This is a genomic window from Roseateles paludis, assembly GCF_039872745.1.
GTDB lineage: Bacteria > Pseudomonadota > Gammaproteobacteria > Burkholderiales > Burkholderiaceae_C > Pelomonas > Pelomonas paludis.
In genome coordinates, this window is the sequence record NZ_JBDPZD010000001.1 from 413130 (window position 1) to 427820 (window position 14691).

The 14691-nt window shown below is 68.7% G+C and carries 16 protein-coding genes; 3 read left to right on the plus strand and 13 right to left on the minus strand.

Annotated features, from left to right (window positions below):
* The 13 genes from ABDJ85_RS01970 to garD form a co-directional block, all read right to left on the minus strand.
* Positions 1-306, minus strand: a complete 306-nt coding sequence (locus ABDJ85_RS01970) for a gamma-butyrobetaine hydroxylase-like domain-containing protein (protein WP_347703043.1) — start codon at positions 304-306, stop codon at positions 1-3.
* Positions 307-1143 (minus strand): ABC transporter ATP-binding protein, encoded by an 837-nt coding sequence (locus tag ABDJ85_RS01975; protein WP_347703044.1) that lies wholly within the window; start codon positions 1141-1143, stop codon positions 307-309.
* Positions 1140-2078, minus strand: coding sequence for an ABC transporter permease (locus ABDJ85_RS01980; RefSeq protein WP_347703045.1), 939 nt, complete (start codon positions 2076-2078; stop codon positions 1140-1142). The genes ABDJ85_RS01975 and ABDJ85_RS01980 overlap by 4 nt, the downstream gene beginning before the upstream one ends.
* Before the next feature lie 27 nt (positions 2079-2105).
* Positions 2106-3530, minus strand: coding sequence for an ABC transporter substrate-binding protein (locus ABDJ85_RS01985; RefSeq protein WP_347703046.1), 1425 nt, complete (start codon positions 3528-3530; stop codon positions 2106-2108).
* 73 nt (positions 3531-3603) lie between these two features.
* The gene (gene fdxA, locus ABDJ85_RS01990) at positions 3604-3933 is read right to left on the minus strand and encodes a ferredoxin FdxA (protein ID WP_347703047.1); all 330 of its coding nucleotides are present in this window, start codon (positions 3931-3933) and stop codon (positions 3604-3606) included.
* A complete protein-coding gene (locus tag ABDJ85_RS01995; RefSeq protein WP_347703048.1) occupies positions 3930-4889 on the minus strand; it encodes a HEAT repeat domain-containing protein in 960 nt (319 codons plus the stop codon). Before ABDJ85_RS01995 ends, fdxA begins: the two co-directional genes overlap by 4 nt.
* 10 nt (positions 4890-4899) lie before the next feature.
* Entirely contained in the window at positions 4900-5133 is a 234-nt protein-coding gene (locus tag ABDJ85_RS02000; protein WP_347703049.1) for a 4Fe-4S dicluster domain-containing protein, read from the minus strand.
* 30 nt (positions 5134-5163) lie between these two features.
* A complete protein-coding gene (locus ABDJ85_RS02005; protein WP_347703050.1) occupies positions 5164-6888 on the minus strand; it encodes a fumarate reductase/succinate dehydrogenase flavoprotein subunit in 1725 nt (574 codons plus the stop codon).
* Between the two features lie 109 nt (positions 6889-6997).
* Positions 6998-7774, minus strand: a complete 777-nt coding sequence (locus tag ABDJ85_RS02010) for a GntR family transcriptional regulator (protein ID WP_347703051.1) — start codon at positions 7772-7774, stop codon at positions 6998-7000.
* Between the two features lie 162 nt (positions 7775-7936).
* On the minus strand, positions 7937-9010 hold the full coding sequence (locus tag ABDJ85_RS02015) for a DUF8744 domain-containing protein (protein ID WP_347703052.1): 1074 nt from the start codon (positions 9008-9010) through the stop codon (positions 7937-7939).
* Positions 9007-9330 carry a metal-sulfur cluster assembly factor gene (locus ABDJ85_RS02020; protein ID WP_347703053.1) on the minus strand — a complete coding sequence of 108 codons (324 nt, stop codon included), beginning with the start codon at positions 9328-9330 and terminating at the stop codon, positions 9007-9009. The genes ABDJ85_RS02015 and ABDJ85_RS02020 overlap by 4 nt, the downstream gene beginning before the upstream one ends.
* A gap of 16 nt (positions 9331-9346) precedes the next feature.
* Entirely contained in the window at positions 9347-9643 is a 297-nt protein-coding gene (locus ABDJ85_RS02025) for a DUF2249 domain-containing protein (RefSeq protein ID WP_347703054.1), read from the minus strand.
* Positions 9644-9688: 45 nt separating this feature from the next.
* Positions 9689-11272, minus strand: coding sequence for a galactarate dehydratase (garD, locus tag ABDJ85_RS02030; protein WP_347703055.1), 1584 nt, complete (start codon positions 11270-11272; stop codon positions 9689-9691).
* A 155-nt stretch (positions 11273-11427) separates the two neighbouring features.
* Here garD and ABDJ85_RS02035 point away from each other — a divergent pair, with 155 nt between their 5' ends.
* Genes ABDJ85_RS02035 through ABDJ85_RS02045 form a run of 3 tightly spaced genes read left to right on the plus strand, consistent with a single transcriptional unit; the run spans position 11428 to position 14689 of the window.
* Positions 11428-12369 (plus strand): sugar kinase, encoded by a 942-nt coding sequence (locus tag ABDJ85_RS02035; protein ID WP_347703056.1) that lies wholly within the window; start codon positions 11428-11430, stop codon positions 12367-12369.
* Positions 12369-13715, plus strand: a complete 1347-nt coding sequence (locus tag ABDJ85_RS02040; protein ID WP_347703057.1) for a pectate lyase family protein — start codon at positions 12369-12371, stop codon at positions 13713-13715. The genes ABDJ85_RS02035 and ABDJ85_RS02040 overlap by 1 nt, the downstream gene beginning before the upstream one ends.
* A gap of 14 nt (positions 13716-13729) precedes the next feature.
* Entirely contained in the window at positions 13730-14689 is a 960-nt protein-coding gene (locus ABDJ85_RS02045) for a TRAP transporter substrate-binding protein (protein ID WP_347703058.1), read from the plus strand.
* The last annotated feature ends 2 nt before the right edge of the window (positions 14690-14691 follow it).

Consider the following 14691-nt stretch of genomic DNA (forward strand, 5'->3'; position numbering starts at 1 on the left):
TCAGGCGACGGGGCTGAGTTCAGCCCCCAGCGCCGCCAGATAGGCCCAGGGGTAGATGCCCCGGCCATGGCCGTCGCTGAAGACGAGGTTCAGGCCCTGGTTGGAGATGGGGTGGAGGGCCGTGAGGCGGACGCCCTCGGCCACCGCGATGGTGGCGCCGCTGCGGCGCTGCTGCTCGCAGGCCGCGCAGCGGCAGCGGCGGCGCAGCAGGGCATGCGGCAGCTCGTGCACGCTGCCATCAGACCAGCGCACTTCGAGCACGCCACTCGCGCTGTGGTCGGTCAGGGCTTCAGGGGTGGCTGGCATTCAGACCACCTCGCGCATGCCTTGCTCGCCCACGTGCACATCAAAGCCTTCCAGGCCGTGATCGCCGAGCTCGTCGCCCATGGCGGCGAGGCTCTCCTCGCGGATCAGGTTGCGCAGCTTGTGCAGCACTTGCGTAAAGGCGGTGGAGGACATCATGTCCGCCGTGCGCGGGCGCGGCAGCGGGATCTCGACCTCGGCCTTGATGCGGCCCGGGCGCGCGGTCATCACGAAGACGCGGTCAGACAGGAAGATGGCCTCCTCGATGTCGTGCGTGATGAAGAGCACCGACAGCTTCATGCGCTGCCACATATTGGTGAGGATCTGCTGCATGACGACACGCGTCTGCGCATCGAGCGCGCCGAAGGGCTCGTCCATCAGCATCACCTGCGGGCTGGTGGCCAGGGCGCGCACGATGCCGACGCGCTGCTTCATGCCGCCGGAGAGCTGGTCGGGGTAGTGGTTCTCGAAGGGCAGCAGGCCAGCGAGGCCGAGCAGGGTGCGCGCCGCACCCTCGCGCTGCGAGCGGCCCATGCCCTGCATGCGCAGCCCGAACTCGACGTTCTTGCGCACGCTCATCCACGGGAACAGCGAGTACTGCTGGAAGACCACGCCACGGTCGCTGCCCGGGCCGGTGATGCGCACGCCGTCCAAACTGGTTTCGCCCTGCGTGGCCGGGGTGAAGCCAGCCACCACATTGAGCAGGGTGCTCTTGCCGCAGCCCGAGGGGCCGATGATGGAGACGAACTCGCCGGGCTTGACGTCGAGGCTGACGCCATCGACGGCCACCACGTCGCCAAAGCGGACGCCCAGGTCCTTGACCTCGATGTGCCCGTTCATGTCTGGCCCCCAAGCTTGGTGAAGGCCTGCCAGGGCAGCAGCACATGGCTGGCCAGCCGGATCAGCCAGCTGCACGCGAGGCCCAGCACACCGATGGTGATCATGCCGAGCACGATGTCGGCATAGGCGATCAGCGAGTAGGACTCCCAGGTGAAGTAGCCGATGCCGAACTGGCCCGAGATCATCTCGGCCGCGATCAAGGACACCCAGGCCACGCCCATGCCCACGGCCAGGCCGGTGAAGATCTGCGGCGCGGCGCCGGGCAGCACCACATGCCACATCAGCTGCGGCTCACGCGCTCCCAGGCACTGGCCGGCGCGCAGCAGCACGGCATCCACCGCCTGCACGCCGCTCACGGTGTTGAGCAGGATGGGGAAGAAGGCGCCGATGAAGGTGATGAAGACGATGCTCACCTCGTTGTCGGGCCAGAGCATGATGGAGATGGGCACCCAGGCGATGGCCGGGATGGGGCGCAGTGCCTCGAAGGCCGGGAAGAGCAGCTGCCGCGCCAACCGGTAGCGGCCCACCAACAACCCCAGGCCCACGCCCAGCAGCGTGGCCACGGCAAACCCAAGCGCGATGCGCCGCAGGCTGATGCCGACATTGGTGAGGAACTTCTGCGAGGCCAGCGCGGTTTGCAGCTGGGTGAAGACCTCGGCCGGCGTGGGCAGGTTGGTGAAGCGGATGTAGAAGTCCCAGCGGTAGGTGGTGGCCAGGTGCCAGAACAAAAGCAGCCCACCCAGTGAGACCGCGCCCAGCAGCAGCCCGAGGGCCTGGCGCCGCAGCGCGCGCAGCCAGGATGCCGCCGGCGAAGCGGCCACAGGCGCCATGGCAGCGGGCGGCGTGCGCGCCGCGGGCGCAGGAACCACGAGGCTGACAGCCGGCGGCCCGGCTGCAGGATCGAGCGTCAAGGCTCGCAAGGGGACCGAGGACATGGTGCGCTCCCGTCTAGAGCAAAGAGGTCAGAAGGCGGCCGCCGCAGCGGCCAGCGCCTCGCTGTAGCTGGCCAGTTTTCCGCCGCTGCTGGCGGCGTGGGCCTCGGCGTCCTTCTTGAGCAGGAAGGGCATGATCTGGGGCTTCTTGGGGTCGGTGGCGACCATGGAATAGAAGGCCTTGTCGGCAAACACCTTGATGCCCAGCGCCTTGTCGTAGACATAGGCCACGCGCAGCTTCTTGCCACTGGCTTGCGCCTTGCTCAGCGCCCCCAGCGTGCACAGCGCGCTGGCATGCGGGGCCGGCGCCGCGCCGTCGAGCCAGACCTCGCCGGCCTCCTTGGGCCGCGTCACCGGCTGCTTGCAAAAGGCGTCGGTGCCGGTGATGTCGTAGTTGGCCAGGGTCTGCTTCTGTGCGGCGTAGTCGAGCTTGAGCTGGGCGAAGGCCTGCTTGACATAGCTCTCGTTGACCCAGGCATTGATGTCCAGCGGCTTGACGCGGTTGAGCTTGGTCAGCACCTCGTGGCCGATCTTGATGGCGTCGAGCCAGCGCGGCTTGATGCTGGGGTCGAGGGTGTGGATGCCACCGGGGCCGAGGTAGAGGTAGGCCACCTCTTTCTCGATCTTGGTCCACTCCTCGATCTTGGCGGCGGCGGCGGCGGGGTTGCTGCGCAGCCAGTCATTGGCCTCCATCAGCGCGCGGATGTAGGCGACGACGACCTCGGGGTACTGCTCGGCAAAGTCCTTGCGTACCACGACGCCGTGGAAGGTGGGCACCTTGGTCTCGGCGCCGTCGAAGATCTTGCGTGCAAAGCCGCGGAAGGGCAGCAGGTCGGAGAAGGGCACGAAGTCGGCGTGGCCGTCGAGCTTCTTCTCCTGCAGGTTGGTGGTGCCCACCTCGGGGCTCTGGCTGGAGAGGCTCCAGAAGTTCTCGGACCAGCCCCGCGTCTGCATGGCCTGCAGCAGCATGCCGTGGGCGGCGCTGCCGAAGGGGACCGAGACGCTCTTGCCCTTGAGGTCGGCCAGCTCGTAGAAGGGCGAGTCCTTGTGCACGACGACGCCATTGCCCGAGCCGAAGGCGTTGTAGGCGATGACGGCGATCAGCTGCGTCTCGTTGCCGGGCTGGCTCTGGCCGGTGGCGCCGTTCACCAGCAGCGGGTAGTCGCCCATCATGCCGATGTGCAGCTTCTTGGCCATCATGCCGTTGGTGATGGGCGGGCCGCTGGTGAAGTTCTGCCAGTCGAGCTTGAAGACGATGTCCTTGTACTTGCCGGTCTTGGGCAAGTGCTTCTCCAGCAGCTTGAGCTCCTTGAGCACCACGCCGCCAGTGACGGTGTTGGTGGTGGTGTTCTGGGTGCCGATCCCGATCACCACCTCCTGCGGGGCAGCGGTGGCGGCGCTGCCTGCGGCAACGAGAGACAAGACGGTGAGCCAGCGAGCGAGGGGGCGGGTCATGGTCAGTACTCCTAGGCGAATCGGGGGGTCTCGATCGGTTCAATGCAAGAGCGATGCCGTGGCTGCCCTCAGTTCAGGGGCTGAGCTGCAGCTCGGCGCGCTTGGGTGTGGCTTGGGCCCAGTGCTCGGCATCGGGCAGCGGGTCTTTGGCCTGGGTGATGACGGGCCACAGCGCGGCCAGTTCGGCGTTGAGCGCGAGGTAGGGCTGCTGCTCGGGCGTGAGTTGGGTGTCGGCGGTGATGGCCTGCACGGGGCATTCGGGCACGCAAACGGCGCAGTCGATGCACCCGGACGGGTCGATGACGAGGAAGTTCGGGCCCTCGTGGAAGCAGTCCACCGGGCAGACGCTGACGCAGTCGGTGTACTTGCAGCGGATGCAGGCTTCGGTGACGACAAAGGTCATGACGCAGCTCCTTTGGCCTCCTGGGCCAGGCCGATGGCGGTGAGCGCGAGGCGCGCGAGCTTGCGCACATCGGGGTCGGGGTCGGCCAGCGCGGCTTCGAGCGGGGCGATGGCGCGGCGGTCGCCGATGCTGCCGAGCGCGATGGCCGCCTCCTTGCGCAAATTGCTGACCTCATGGCTGAGCGCCTGCACCAGGGCTGGCAGGCCGGCCTCGGCCTTGAGCACGCCCAGCGCACGGGCGGCCTTGAGGCGCACCTGCCAGTAGGCGTCGTCCATGGCGCGCACCAGGTCAGGCACAGCCGGGGCCATGCGCAGCTTGCCCAGGGTCTGCGCGGCTTCATCGCGCACGGTCCAGACGCTGTCGACGAGCGCACGGGTCAGCGAGGGCAGCACGCTGATGCTGCTGGCATAGCCGAGCGCCCCGACGGCCACGCGGCGCACCTCGGGGTCGGGGTCGTTGGCGGCCACCTCGGCGATCTCACCGAGCGCGGCCTCGTCGCGCAGATAGCCGAGCACGCCGACGGCATCGCGCCGCACGGTGGCGTCGGCATCGCGCAGCGAGCCCAGCGCCGGGGCGAAGGCACGCGGGTCGCGCAGCGCCCGGATGGCGCGGAAGGCCATGGCCCGCACCTCGGCCGGATGGCTGGTGGCCAGCATGGGCAGCAGCGGATCAGCAGACGCAGCGAGCTTGAGCTCGGCCAGCACCTCGCCGGTGGCCTTGCGCACGGCGGCGTCGGCGTCGAGCAGGCGGGCGGCCAGGGCCTCGACGACCTCGGGCTCCTCCTGGCCTTCAAGGGCGCGGACGGCCTCGGTGCGCACGCTGGCGTCGGGGTCAGTCAGCATGGGCAGCAGCAGGGGGACGATGTCGTCCTCGTCGCTGTAGGGCAGGTCCATCACCGCGAGGCGGCGCACGGCCGCGTCGGGGTCTTGCAGGCGGTGGGTGATTGCGGTGCTCATGGTGGCCGTCTCAGCGCAGCAGGTAGGGGATGTCCACTTCGATGGCGCCGGTGGGGCAGTCCTGCTCGCAGGGCAGGCAGTACCAGCACTCGTCGAACTTCATGAAGGCTTTGCCTTTGGTGAGGTCGATGGCCAGCACGTCCAAGGGGCAGACATCGACGCAGGCGGTGCAGCCCTTCTCGGCGATGCACTTGCTCTCGTCCACGCGGACGGGGACCTGGGTGGCGGTGAGGGCGAGGGTCATGGCGGTCTCCTGGGTTCGATCAGGCGGTGATCAAGCGGCTTGCGGCGCAATGCGCAGGCGTTGGTAGGCGGTGCGCTCTTCCTCGTCCACCTCGAAGAGATAGGGCTCGACGGCCTTCTTGCGCAGGCTCATCTGGCCTTGCGCGTCCTTGCCGAGCAGGGAGTGGCAGAACCAGTTCTCGTCGTCGCGGCCGGGGTGGTCGGCGTAGGCGTGGTACAGGCCCCAGCGGCTCTCGGTGCGGAACATCGAGGCGCGGGCGGCCATCTCGGCACAGTCGAGGATGGAGTGCACCTCCATCGCCCGCATCAGCTCGTGCGGGCCCGGCGCAGCCATGTGCTGCAGGTCTTCGCGGATCTCGTCGAAGCGGGTCAGCGCGATCTGCATCTTGCGCGTGACCTTGGGCGGCTGCAGGTAGTCGTTGACGAAGCGGCGGGTCTTGTACTCGACCTGGTTGGGCTGCAGGCCCTCGGTCTTGCCGAGTGGCGTGAGGATGCGCGTGGCCTCCTTGGCCTGGGCGTCACCGTCGTGCGCCACGTGGCCGACCTCGGCGCAGTAGGCGGCTGCGTTCTCGCCGCAGAGCTTGCCGTAGACGAAGGCGCCGAGCATGTAGTTGTGCGGCACGCTGGCGCAGTCGCCCGCCGCGTAGAGGCCCTTGACGCGCGTCTCGCCGCGCGCATTGATGTGGATGCCGCTGGCGCTGTGACCGCTGCAAAAGCCGATCTCGCTGATGTGCATCTCGACCATCTGCTGGCGGTAGTTGGTACCCCGCCCGTCATGGAAGCGCCCGCGGCTGGGGCGCTCGTTGGTGTGCAGGATGGTCTCGATGTTCTGGATGGTCTCCTCGGCCAGGTGGTCGAGCTTGAGGAAGACGGGGCCATTGCCCCCGGCGAGCTCGTTGTAGAACTCCTGCATCATCTGGCCCGACCAGTAGTCGCACTCGATGAAGCGCTGGCCCTTGGCGTTGCTGGTGTAGCCCCCGAGGGGGCCGGTCACGTAGGCGCAGGCCGGGCCGTTGTAGTCCTTGATCAGCGGATTGATCTGGAAGCACTCGAGGTTCGCCAGCTCGGCCCCGGCGTGATAGGCCATGGCGTGGCCGTCGCCGCAGTTGGTGGGGTTCTCGTAGGTGCCCATCAAATAGCCCGATGCCGGCAGGCCCAGGCGGCCGGCGGCGCCGGTGGTGATGACGGCGGCCTTGGTCTTGATGAGGTGCAGCTCGGCGGTGCGGCAGTCAAAGCCCATCACGGCGGCAACCTGGCCGTCGGGCCCGGTCAGGATGCGCGTGACGATCACGCGGTTGGTGATCTCGACCCGCGCGCGCTTGAGCTGGCGGTAGAGGATCTTCTTCATGTGGTGCCCCTCGGGCATGGGCAGCACATAGGCGCCGAGGTGGTGGACCTTGCGCACGCTGTAGTCGCCGGTCTCGTCCTTCTCGAACTTGACGCCCCAGCGGTCCAGCTCCTGGATCATGTCGAAGCTGCCCGCCGCATAGGCCATCACGGCTTCCTGGTCGCAGATGCCGTCGTTGGCGACGGTGATCTCCTTGACGTATTGCTCGGGCGTGGCGTGGCCGGGGATGACGGCGTTGTTGAGCCCGTCCATGCCCATGCTGATGGCGCCACTGCGCTTGACGTGGGCCTTGTCGATGAGCAGCACGCGCAGGTTCTTGTTGGCCTCCTTGGCCTTGACGGCGGCCATGGGGCCGCCGGTGCCGCCGCCAATGACGACGAGGTCGAATTCATGTTCGATGAGGTTCATGGGGCTGCTCCGGCGCGAGGGGCGCGTAGTAGAGACGGGGGGCACGCAGAAGGGAACGAAGGGCTGGGCATATCGATCCTTGGTTTGCGTTGCGGCGTGACGGGTTGGCTCAGCTGCGCTCCACGCGCAGCCGGTACTGGAAGGCGTCGCCGCGGTAGTACAGGTACTCGAAGTCGAGCGGCTGGTCGTCGGCGAAGGTGAGGCGTTCGATGCGCAGCAAGGGCGCGTCCTCGGGCGTGCGCAGCAGGCGCGCCAGCGGCTCGGTGGCCGAGATGGCGTCGATGCTCACGTCGGCATGCGTGAGGTGCAGGCCGTAGTCGTTTTCGAGGATCACGAAGATGTCGCGCGCGGGCAGGTCTTCCTGCGCCAGGCGCTGGCCCAGCAGCAGCGGGAAGTAGCTGACATCGACCGAGATGGGCTCGCGGTTCAGGTGCCGCAGCCGCTGGATCTCGAACACCTTCTCGCCAGGCGCCACCTGCAGGCGCTGGGCCACGGCGGCCTCGGCCGGCACGGCGCGGGCCGAGAGCACTTGGGAGTAGGTCTCGTAGCCAGCGGGCGTCATGGCCTCGCCAAAGCCTTGCAGGCGCGAGAGGTTCTGGAAGGCCTTGGGCTTGGAGACGAAGCTGCCCTTGCCGGGCACCTTGAAGATCAGGCCTTCCTTTTGAAGGTCTCCGAGCGCCTGCCGGATGGTGATGCGGCTGACCCCGAAGGCTTCCATCATCTGGGCCTCGGAGGGCATCTGCGAGTGCGGGGCGTAGCTGCCGTCCAGGATGCGCCGCCGCACCACTTCGCGGATCTGCGTGTAGAGCGGCAGGGTGGCGATGGCGGCGCCCTCTTCAGAGGTCTCGTCAACGCGCTTCAGCCCGGGGTCACGTCCAGCTCGCATGTCTGCACCAACCTGTTATGACAGGTCATAACCCGCAAGCGGCGTGCCAGCTTTTTTAGGCCCTTCTTCGCCGTCAATCGCCGTTTTGGCCCGTGTTCATGCGGGTTTGTGGCGCATGGCTGCGCCGAAGCAGTGCACAGGCTGGTGCGCGCCCGAGCGAACTCAGTGCGAGCGTCGTGAACGCTTGAACAGATTCAACAGCACCAGCAGCAGCACAAAACTGCCGATGGCCACGGCCGACACCAGGCCCGACTGCCGCCGCAGCGCCGGCTGCTCAAGGGCAAGGCCTGCCCCGCGCAGCAGCAGCGAGGCATGCAACACGGCCAGCGGCAGGTAGAGCACGGCGTGGTAGCGCAGCTGCACCCGCAGCACGGCCGGCGCAATCACCGGGGCGTGGCCAAACACCATGGAGAAGATGAAGCCCAGGCCCAGCGCATGCAGCGCGGCGTCATAGCTGGCAGTGCCGGCCTGCAGCCCACAGCGCGCCAGCAGCAGGCCGGCCGCCAGCAGCTGCACATAGCCCAGCAGCAGCGCCACGGCCACAAAGCGTGGCAGCCCGCGCTGGCGCACGGTGTTGCGGGCCAGGTCCCAGGCGCCCAGCCAGGCGGCCAGCGCCACCAGGCCGAGCCCAAAGGCGTGCGCGTCCCAGGGCTCGGGCAGCGCCAAGGCCGCCAGCAGCGCCAGCACGATGACGGCCAGCAGCGGCGCGGCCTGCGGCGGGCGCGGCACGTAGCGCGACAGCTCCAGCCGCTCGGCGGTGATGGTCAGCACCAGGAAGGCGAAGGCCGGCAGCAGGCCGGCGCGCAACGGCGCCCCCAGCCACCAGAGCCCCTGGCCGAACAGCGCGGCCACCACGGCCAGGGCCAGCACGCCCATGAAGGGCTCGGGCTGCCGCCGCGCCGCCGCCACCGTGGCGGCCAGCAGCACCGCGCTGCCGAGCGCAAAGCCCGCAAACCCGAGCTGCGCCTGCCCCGCCAGCAGCGCCCAGGCGCCCAGGCCGCTGAAGACGGGCGACCCATAGGCCCAGGCCTGGCCCACGGCCACCGCGCGCTCCAGCCCGATCACGACGCCGAAAAAGCCGCACAGCATCAAGGGGCCATGCCAGGCCGCCGCCAGCGGCACTGGCAGCGGCCAGCCCAGGCGCAGCAGGCCGCCCGCAATGCCCACCACCAGCACCGACATGCCCAGCCCCAGCAAGGCAAAGCGCGGCCACGGTGTCGGGCCGCGTCGCCTCATGGGGGGCCGGCTTGCCAGCCGAGCTGCTCGCGCCCGGCCGCGCTCATGCGCTCGGGGGTCCAGGGTGGGTTGAACGACAGCTCCAGCATCGTCTCGCGCGGCGGCGTGAGCAGCGCATTGAGCCGGTCCTCGACGTCGTCGAGCAGCATGTCGGCCATCGGGCAGGCGGCGCTGGTGAGCGTCATGCGCACCAGCAGGCCCTGCGCCGTCTCCTGGATGAACTCGACCAGGCCAAGGTCCACGACGTTGACGCCCAGCTCGGGGTCCAGCACCTCGCGCAGGCAGTCCCAGGCTTGTTGGATCAGAGTCTCGTCGGCCATGTCGTCAAGCCAGCTCTCAAGTCTTGCCACCGCAGCTGCAGCCGCCGCAGCCGCCAGTGTCAGGCGCGGCAGCAGCGCTGTCGAGCCGCGTGACGCGGATGCGCCAGACGCCCGGGGCGCTCTCCATCACCTGCCAGTCGAAGCTGCCTGGGCGCTGCTCGGCCATCTGGATCAAGAGGCCACGCGGTTCGTGGTCGTTGATGAACTCGAAGGCTTGCCCGACGGCAAGCGCATCAAAGCTGCTGAAGGCGAGCTCGTGGCGCTGATAAGGCGCAAGGGGCCGCAGGTCGTAGGTGGGCATGTGGGCAGTCATGGCGCGAGCCTAGGGGCGACGCCCCCGGGCCCGCCTTGAACTGCATCAAGTCACCGGTGCGGGGTTGAACAGCACCAGGGCGTTGTGCAGCGCCCAGTGCTCGGCCCAGGTTTTCTTTTTGCCGCTGGCCACGTCGAGCAGCATCTGGAAGAGCTCCCAGCCCACGCTCTCGATCGTGGCCTCGCCGGTGGCGATGCGGCCGGCGTTGAGGTCCATCAAGTCGTGCCAACGCCGGGCCAGGTCGTTGCGCGTGGCGACCTTGATGACCGGCACGGCCTCCAGCCCATAGGGCGTGCCGCGGCCGGTGGTGAAGACGTGCAGGTTCATACCCGCCGCCATCTGCAGGGTGCCGCAGATGAAGTCGCTGGCCGGGGTGGCGGTGTAGATCAGGCCACGCTGGCCGGGGGCGAGCTTCTCGCCGGGAGCGAGCACGCCGCTGATGGCCGCCGAGCCCGACTTGACGATGCTGCCCATCGCCTTCTCGACGATGTTGGACAGCCCGCCCGCCTTGTTGCCCGGCGTGGTGTTGGCGCTGCGGTCCACCTGGCCGCGCTGCAGGTAGGCGTCGTACCAGGCCATCTCGCGCACGAGAGCCTCGGCCACTTCGGGTGTGGCCGCGCGGGCGGTGAGCTGGGCGATGCCGTCGCGCACCTCGGTGTTCTCCGAGAACATGAGGGTGGCGCCGGCACGCACCAGCAGGTCGGCACAAAAGCCCACCGCCGGGTTGGCCGTGAGGCCCGAGAGCGCGTCACTGCCACCGCACTGCACACCCACCACCAGCTCGCTGGCGGGCACGGTCTCGCGGCGCCGGGCGTTGAGGCGGGCCAGATGCTGCTCGGCCTGGCGGCAGATGGCCTCGATCTGCGCAGCAAAGCCGTCCTGCTCCTGCAGGCAGACCTGGCCCATGCCGTGGGGCACGCGGCCGATGGGAATGGATTCAGCCGGCAGCAGGCGCTGCGGCGGCAGCTTCTCGCAGCCGAGGGACACGACCAGGGCCTCGCCGCCGAAGTTGGGGTTGAGGCTGATGTGGCGCAGGGTGCGGATGGGGATGACGGCGTCTGGCGCATCGATGGCCACGCCGCAGCCGTAGCTGTGCTCCAGCGCGACGACGCCGTCCACATTGGGGTAGCGCGGCAGCAGCTCGCGGCGGATGCGCTCGGCCGCGTGCCGCACCACGCCGGCCACGCACTGCACGGTGGTGGTGATGGCCAGCAGGTTGCGCGTGCCAACACTGCCGTCCGGGTTGCGGTAGCCCTCGAAGCTGTGGCCGCTCAAAGGCTCCCAGCTGGGCGCCGCGCGGGTGGCCATGGGCAGGTCGACGAGGCCGCGCGCGTCGGGCATCTGCAGGCGGCGCTCATGCACCCAGCTGCCGGCGGGCAAGTCCTGCAGCAGACGGCCGATCACGACCCCGTAGCGCCGCACCTCGGCGCCCTCGGGCAGGTCGGTCAGCAGCAGCTTGTGGCCCTGGGGCACGGCCTCACGCAGCTGAAGCCCGGCAAACTCGCCGGTCAGAGCCGTCCCGGCCGGCAGGCCACCATCATTGGCAACGACAGCCACGTTGTCCGAGGGGTGGACGCGCAGGCACAAAGGAGCGGGAGGGGCGGGCGGGGCGATGGGGGTGGAACTCAAGCGGCAACTCCAGCAGCGCCAGCAGGCAGGCCCCGAGGCTTCTCGGGCTTGCCCCTAGTCTTTAAAACGCAAACTCTAGCAAAATGGAACACTGTTTCGACAATTCAAGCTTGCCGACGCCCGTGCAGGCAGAACCGAAGTATCAAGGCGCCCCGATGTCTCGTCCCCTGCAAGTGGCTTTCTTTGGCGAATGCATGCTGGAGCTGCAGGGCGCCCCCTTTGGCGACATGCGCCAAACCATGGGCGGCGACACCTGGAACAGCGCCATCTACCTGCGCCGCTGCAGCCCGCCCTCGGCGCTGGCCGTGCACTTTGTGAGCGCGCTGGGCGACGACCCCTTGAGCCAGCAGATGCTGGACCGCTGGCTTGCTGCCGGGCTGGGGGTGGGCATGGTGCAGCGCATTGCCGGGCGGTTGCCGGGGCTCTACCTGATTGAGCTGGCGGCCAACGGCGAGCGGGCCTTTCACTTCTGGCGCAGCCAGAGCGCCGCGCGCGCCTACTTTGACGCCGCCACCACGCCGCTGGAAGCGCGCGAGGCCGAGATCGACCTGCTCTACCTCAGCGGCATCAGCCTCGCCATCCTCGACACGCAAGCCCGCGAGCGCCTCTTTGCGCTGATGGGCCGGCTGCGCGCACGCGGGGCGCAGGTGGTGTTCGACAACAACTACCGCCCGCGCCTGTGGCCCTCGGCCCCGGAGGCCCGCGCCGTGTTCGACCGCGCCTTTGCGCTGGCCAGCACCGCCCTCATCACGCTGGACGACCACCAGCTTCTGTATGGCCACGCCAGCCTGGCCGACGCGCAGGCCGCCGCCCAGCAGCTGGCGCCGGCCGAGATCATCATCAAGCGCGGCGCCGAGCCCACCCTGGTGCGCGGTGCCGGGGAGGCCTGGGCCGAAGCGCCCACTGAGCCCGTGGCGCGCGTGGTGGACACCACGGCAGCGGGCGATTCTTTCGGCGCCGGCTATCTGTCGCGCCGCCTGCAGGGCGCCTCGGCGCTTGACGCGGCCACCTTCGGCAACTGCCTCGCGGCGCGTGTCATCCAGCACCCCGGCGCCATCATTCCCGCCGAGGCCATGCTTGATTTGATGGAGTCCTGATGTCCTCACGCGCCTTGCTTGCCCTGGGTTTGAGCTTCAGCCTGCTGTCTGCAAAGGCGCAAACGGCACCCACCCATGAGGCCATCGGGCCCCTGCACCCCGCCACCTTCGTCACCAAGGGCTGGGCGCAAACGAACGGCGGCGCAGGCGGGCGCATCGTGCGCGTGACCACGCTGGCCAGCGACGGCCCGGGCAGCCTCAAGGCCGCGCTCGACACTGCCGGGCCGCGCACCATCGTCTTCGAGGTGGGCGGCGTGATCGACCTGCAAGGCAAGAGCTGGCCCCTGCGCGAAGGCCGCGTCACCATCGCCGGCCAGACGGCGCCGGACCCCGGCATCACCCTCATCAAGGGCGAGCTGGTGGTGTTTGCGCGCGACGTGATCATTCAGCACCTCAGCATTCGGCCCGGCGCTTACGGGCGGGCCAAGCGCAGCGGCAACGACCACGACGGGCTCTCCACCGCCACCGGCTCGGCGCGGGTGATCGTCGACCACTGCAGCTTCTCGTGGGCGACAGACGAGAACCTCTCCACCAGCGGCAAGCGCTTTGAAGGCGCCACGCCCGATGACTGGCGCGAGGCCACCTCGCACGCCGTCACCTACAGCCACAACCTCATCTACGAGGGCCTCGGCGAGGCCGTGCACATCAAGGGCGAGCACAGCAAGGGCAGCCTGATCCACGACAACGTCACGCAGTTGCTGCTGCTGGGCAATGTCTACGCGTCCAACCGCGAGCGCAATGCGCTGTTCAAGGGCGGCGCCTGGGGCGCGATGGTCAACAACCTCATCTACAACCCCGGCACCAAGGCCGTCCACTACAACCTGATTGCGCACGAGTGGGTGGGCCGGCCCTACCAGGTGGGCAAGGTCACGCTGGTGGGCAATGCCTACCGCGCCGGGCCGGGCACCGAGAAGAAGGTGCCTCTCTTCAGCCTTGGCGGCGTGGGGGATGTGGAGCTCTTCCTGGCGGACAACCTCGCCGTGGACCGCTTCGGCCAGCCGCTGCCCATGACCGGCCGCTACACCACCAGCCCGGCGCAGATCGTGTCGGTGCGCGAGCCCTATTTGCCCGCGGGCCTCAAGTGGCTCACACCGCAGGAGCTGGAGCGCGTGCTACCGCTCTTCGTCGGCTCGCGGCCCTGGGCGCGCGACCCGCTGGACTTCAAGCAGCTCTCCGACATCGCCGAAGACCGAGGCCAGCTCATCAACGACGAGCTGGACAACAACCCCGCCGGCCACCCGCAGCGCAAGCCCACACAGCGCCCCTTCGTCGAAGCCGACTGGAACCTGCAGGACATGAGCCCCAAGGCCGGCTGGGCCTCGCTGTTCACCCAGGTCTCCAAGTAGCCAGGAACCCACTCATGAAGAAGACCCTGACCCTGCTCGCCGCCGCCTTGCTGGCGACCACCGCCGGTGCGCTGGAGCTCAAGTCCGCCGACGTGCACAACAGCGATGACTACCCGACCGTCGCGGCCGTCAAGCACCTGGGCCAGCTGCTGGCCAAGAGCAGCGGTGGTGCACTGACCGTCAAGGTCTTCAACAAGGGAGCCCTCGGCAGCGAGAAGGAGACCATCGACCAGGTCAAGCTCGGCGCCCTGGCGATGACGCGCGTACACGCGGCGCCGCTCTCGGCCATGTGCCCCAAGCTCATCGTGCCGGCCCTGCCGTTTCTCTACCGCTCGGTCGAGCACATGCGCAAGACCATCGACGGCCCGGCCGGTGACGAGCTGCTCACCGCCTGCGAGCACCAGGGGCTGGTGGGCCTGGCCATCTATGACGCCGGCGCCCGCTCCATCTACGCCAAGAAGCCCATCAAGACGCCGGCCGACGCCAAGGGCTTGAAGATCCGCGTACCGCAGACCGACCTGTGGATCGCCGCGATGACCGCCATCGGCGCCAACCCCACGCCCATGCCTATCGGCGAGGTCTACACCGGCCTCAAGACTGGCCTCATCGACGCGGCCGAGAACAACCTGCCGTCCTATGAGGGCTTCCGCCACATGGAGGCCGCCAAGGTCTACAGCCGCACCGAGCATGCGATGACGCCCGATGTGCTCTTCATCAGCAAGCGCATCTGGGACAAGCTCAAGCCCGAGCAGCAGAAGCAACTGCGCGAGGCCGCACGCGCCTCGGTCGTGGTGCAGCGCCAGGCCTGGGACGCGCAGGAGGCCAAGTCGCTGGAAGCCGCCAAGGCGGCGGGCGCGCAGCTGGTGGACGCCGACAAAGAGGCCTTCCGAAAGGCCGTGGCGCCCGTGGTCGCCAAGTTCGTCAACACGCCCGACCTGCAGCGTTTGGTGAAGACCATCCAGGACACGAAGTGAGC

What these genes read in the sequence shown, in the direction of transcription:
- fdxA (WP_347703047.1), bottom strand. Translation starts at nt 3,933, where the DNA reads ATGACCTTTGTCGTCACCGAAGCCTGCATCCGCTGCAAGTACACCGAC.
- ABDJ85_RS01995 (WP_347703048.1), bottom strand. Translation starts at nt 4,889, where the DNA reads ATGAGCACCGCAATCACCCACCGCCTGCAAGACCCCGACGCGGCCGTG.
- ABDJ85_RS02005 (WP_347703050.1), bottom strand. Translation starts at nt 6,888, where the DNA reads ATGAACCTCATCGAACATGAATTCGACCTCGTCGTCATTGGCGGCGGC.
- ABDJ85_RS02000 (WP_347703049.1), bottom strand. Translation starts at nt 5,133, where the DNA reads ATGACCCTCGCCCTCACCGCCACCCAGGTCCCCGTCCGCGTGGACGAG.
- ABDJ85_RS02045 (WP_347703058.1), top strand. Translation starts at nt 13,730, where the DNA reads ATGAAGAAGACCCTGACCCTGCTCGCCGCCGCCTTGCTGGCGACCACC.
- ABDJ85_RS02010 (WP_347703051.1), bottom strand. Translation starts at nt 7,774, where the DNA reads ATGCGAGCTGGACGTGACCCCGGGCTGAAGCGCGTTGACGAGACCTCT.
- ABDJ85_RS01975 (WP_347703044.1), bottom strand. Translation starts at nt 1,143, where the DNA reads ATGAACGGGCACATCGAGGTCAAGGACCTGGGCGTCCGCTTTGGCGAC.
- ABDJ85_RS01980 (WP_347703045.1), bottom strand. Translation starts at nt 2,078, where the DNA reads ATGTCCTCGGTCCCCTTGCGAGCCTTGACGCTCGATCCTGCAGCCGGG.
- ABDJ85_RS02020 (WP_347703053.1), bottom strand. Translation starts at nt 9,330, where the DNA reads ATGGCCGACGAGACTCTGATCCAACAAGCCTGGGACTGCCTGCGCGAG.
- ABDJ85_RS01970 (WP_347703043.1), bottom strand. Translation starts at nt 306, where the DNA reads ATGCCAGCCACCCCTGAAGCCCTGACCGACCACAGCGCGAGTGGCGTG.
- ABDJ85_RS02040 (WP_347703057.1), top strand. Translation starts at nt 12,369, where the DNA reads ATGTCCTCACGCGCCTTGCTTGCCCTGGGTTTGAGCTTCAGCCTGCTG.
- ABDJ85_RS02015 (WP_347703052.1), bottom strand. Translation starts at nt 9,010, where the DNA reads ATGAGGCGACGCGGCCCGACACCGTGGCCGCGCTTTGCCTTGCTGGGG.
- ABDJ85_RS02025 (WP_347703054.1), bottom strand. Translation starts at nt 9,643, where the DNA reads ATGACTGCCCACATGCCCACCTACGACCTGCGGCCCCTTGCGCCTTAT.
- ABDJ85_RS01985 (WP_347703046.1), bottom strand. Translation starts at nt 3,530, where the DNA reads ATGACCCGCCCCCTCGCTCGCTGGCTCACCGTCTTGTCTCTCGTTGCC.
- ABDJ85_RS02035 (WP_347703056.1), top strand. Translation starts at nt 11,428, where the DNA reads ATGTCTCGTCCCCTGCAAGTGGCTTTCTTTGGCGAATGCATGCTGGAG.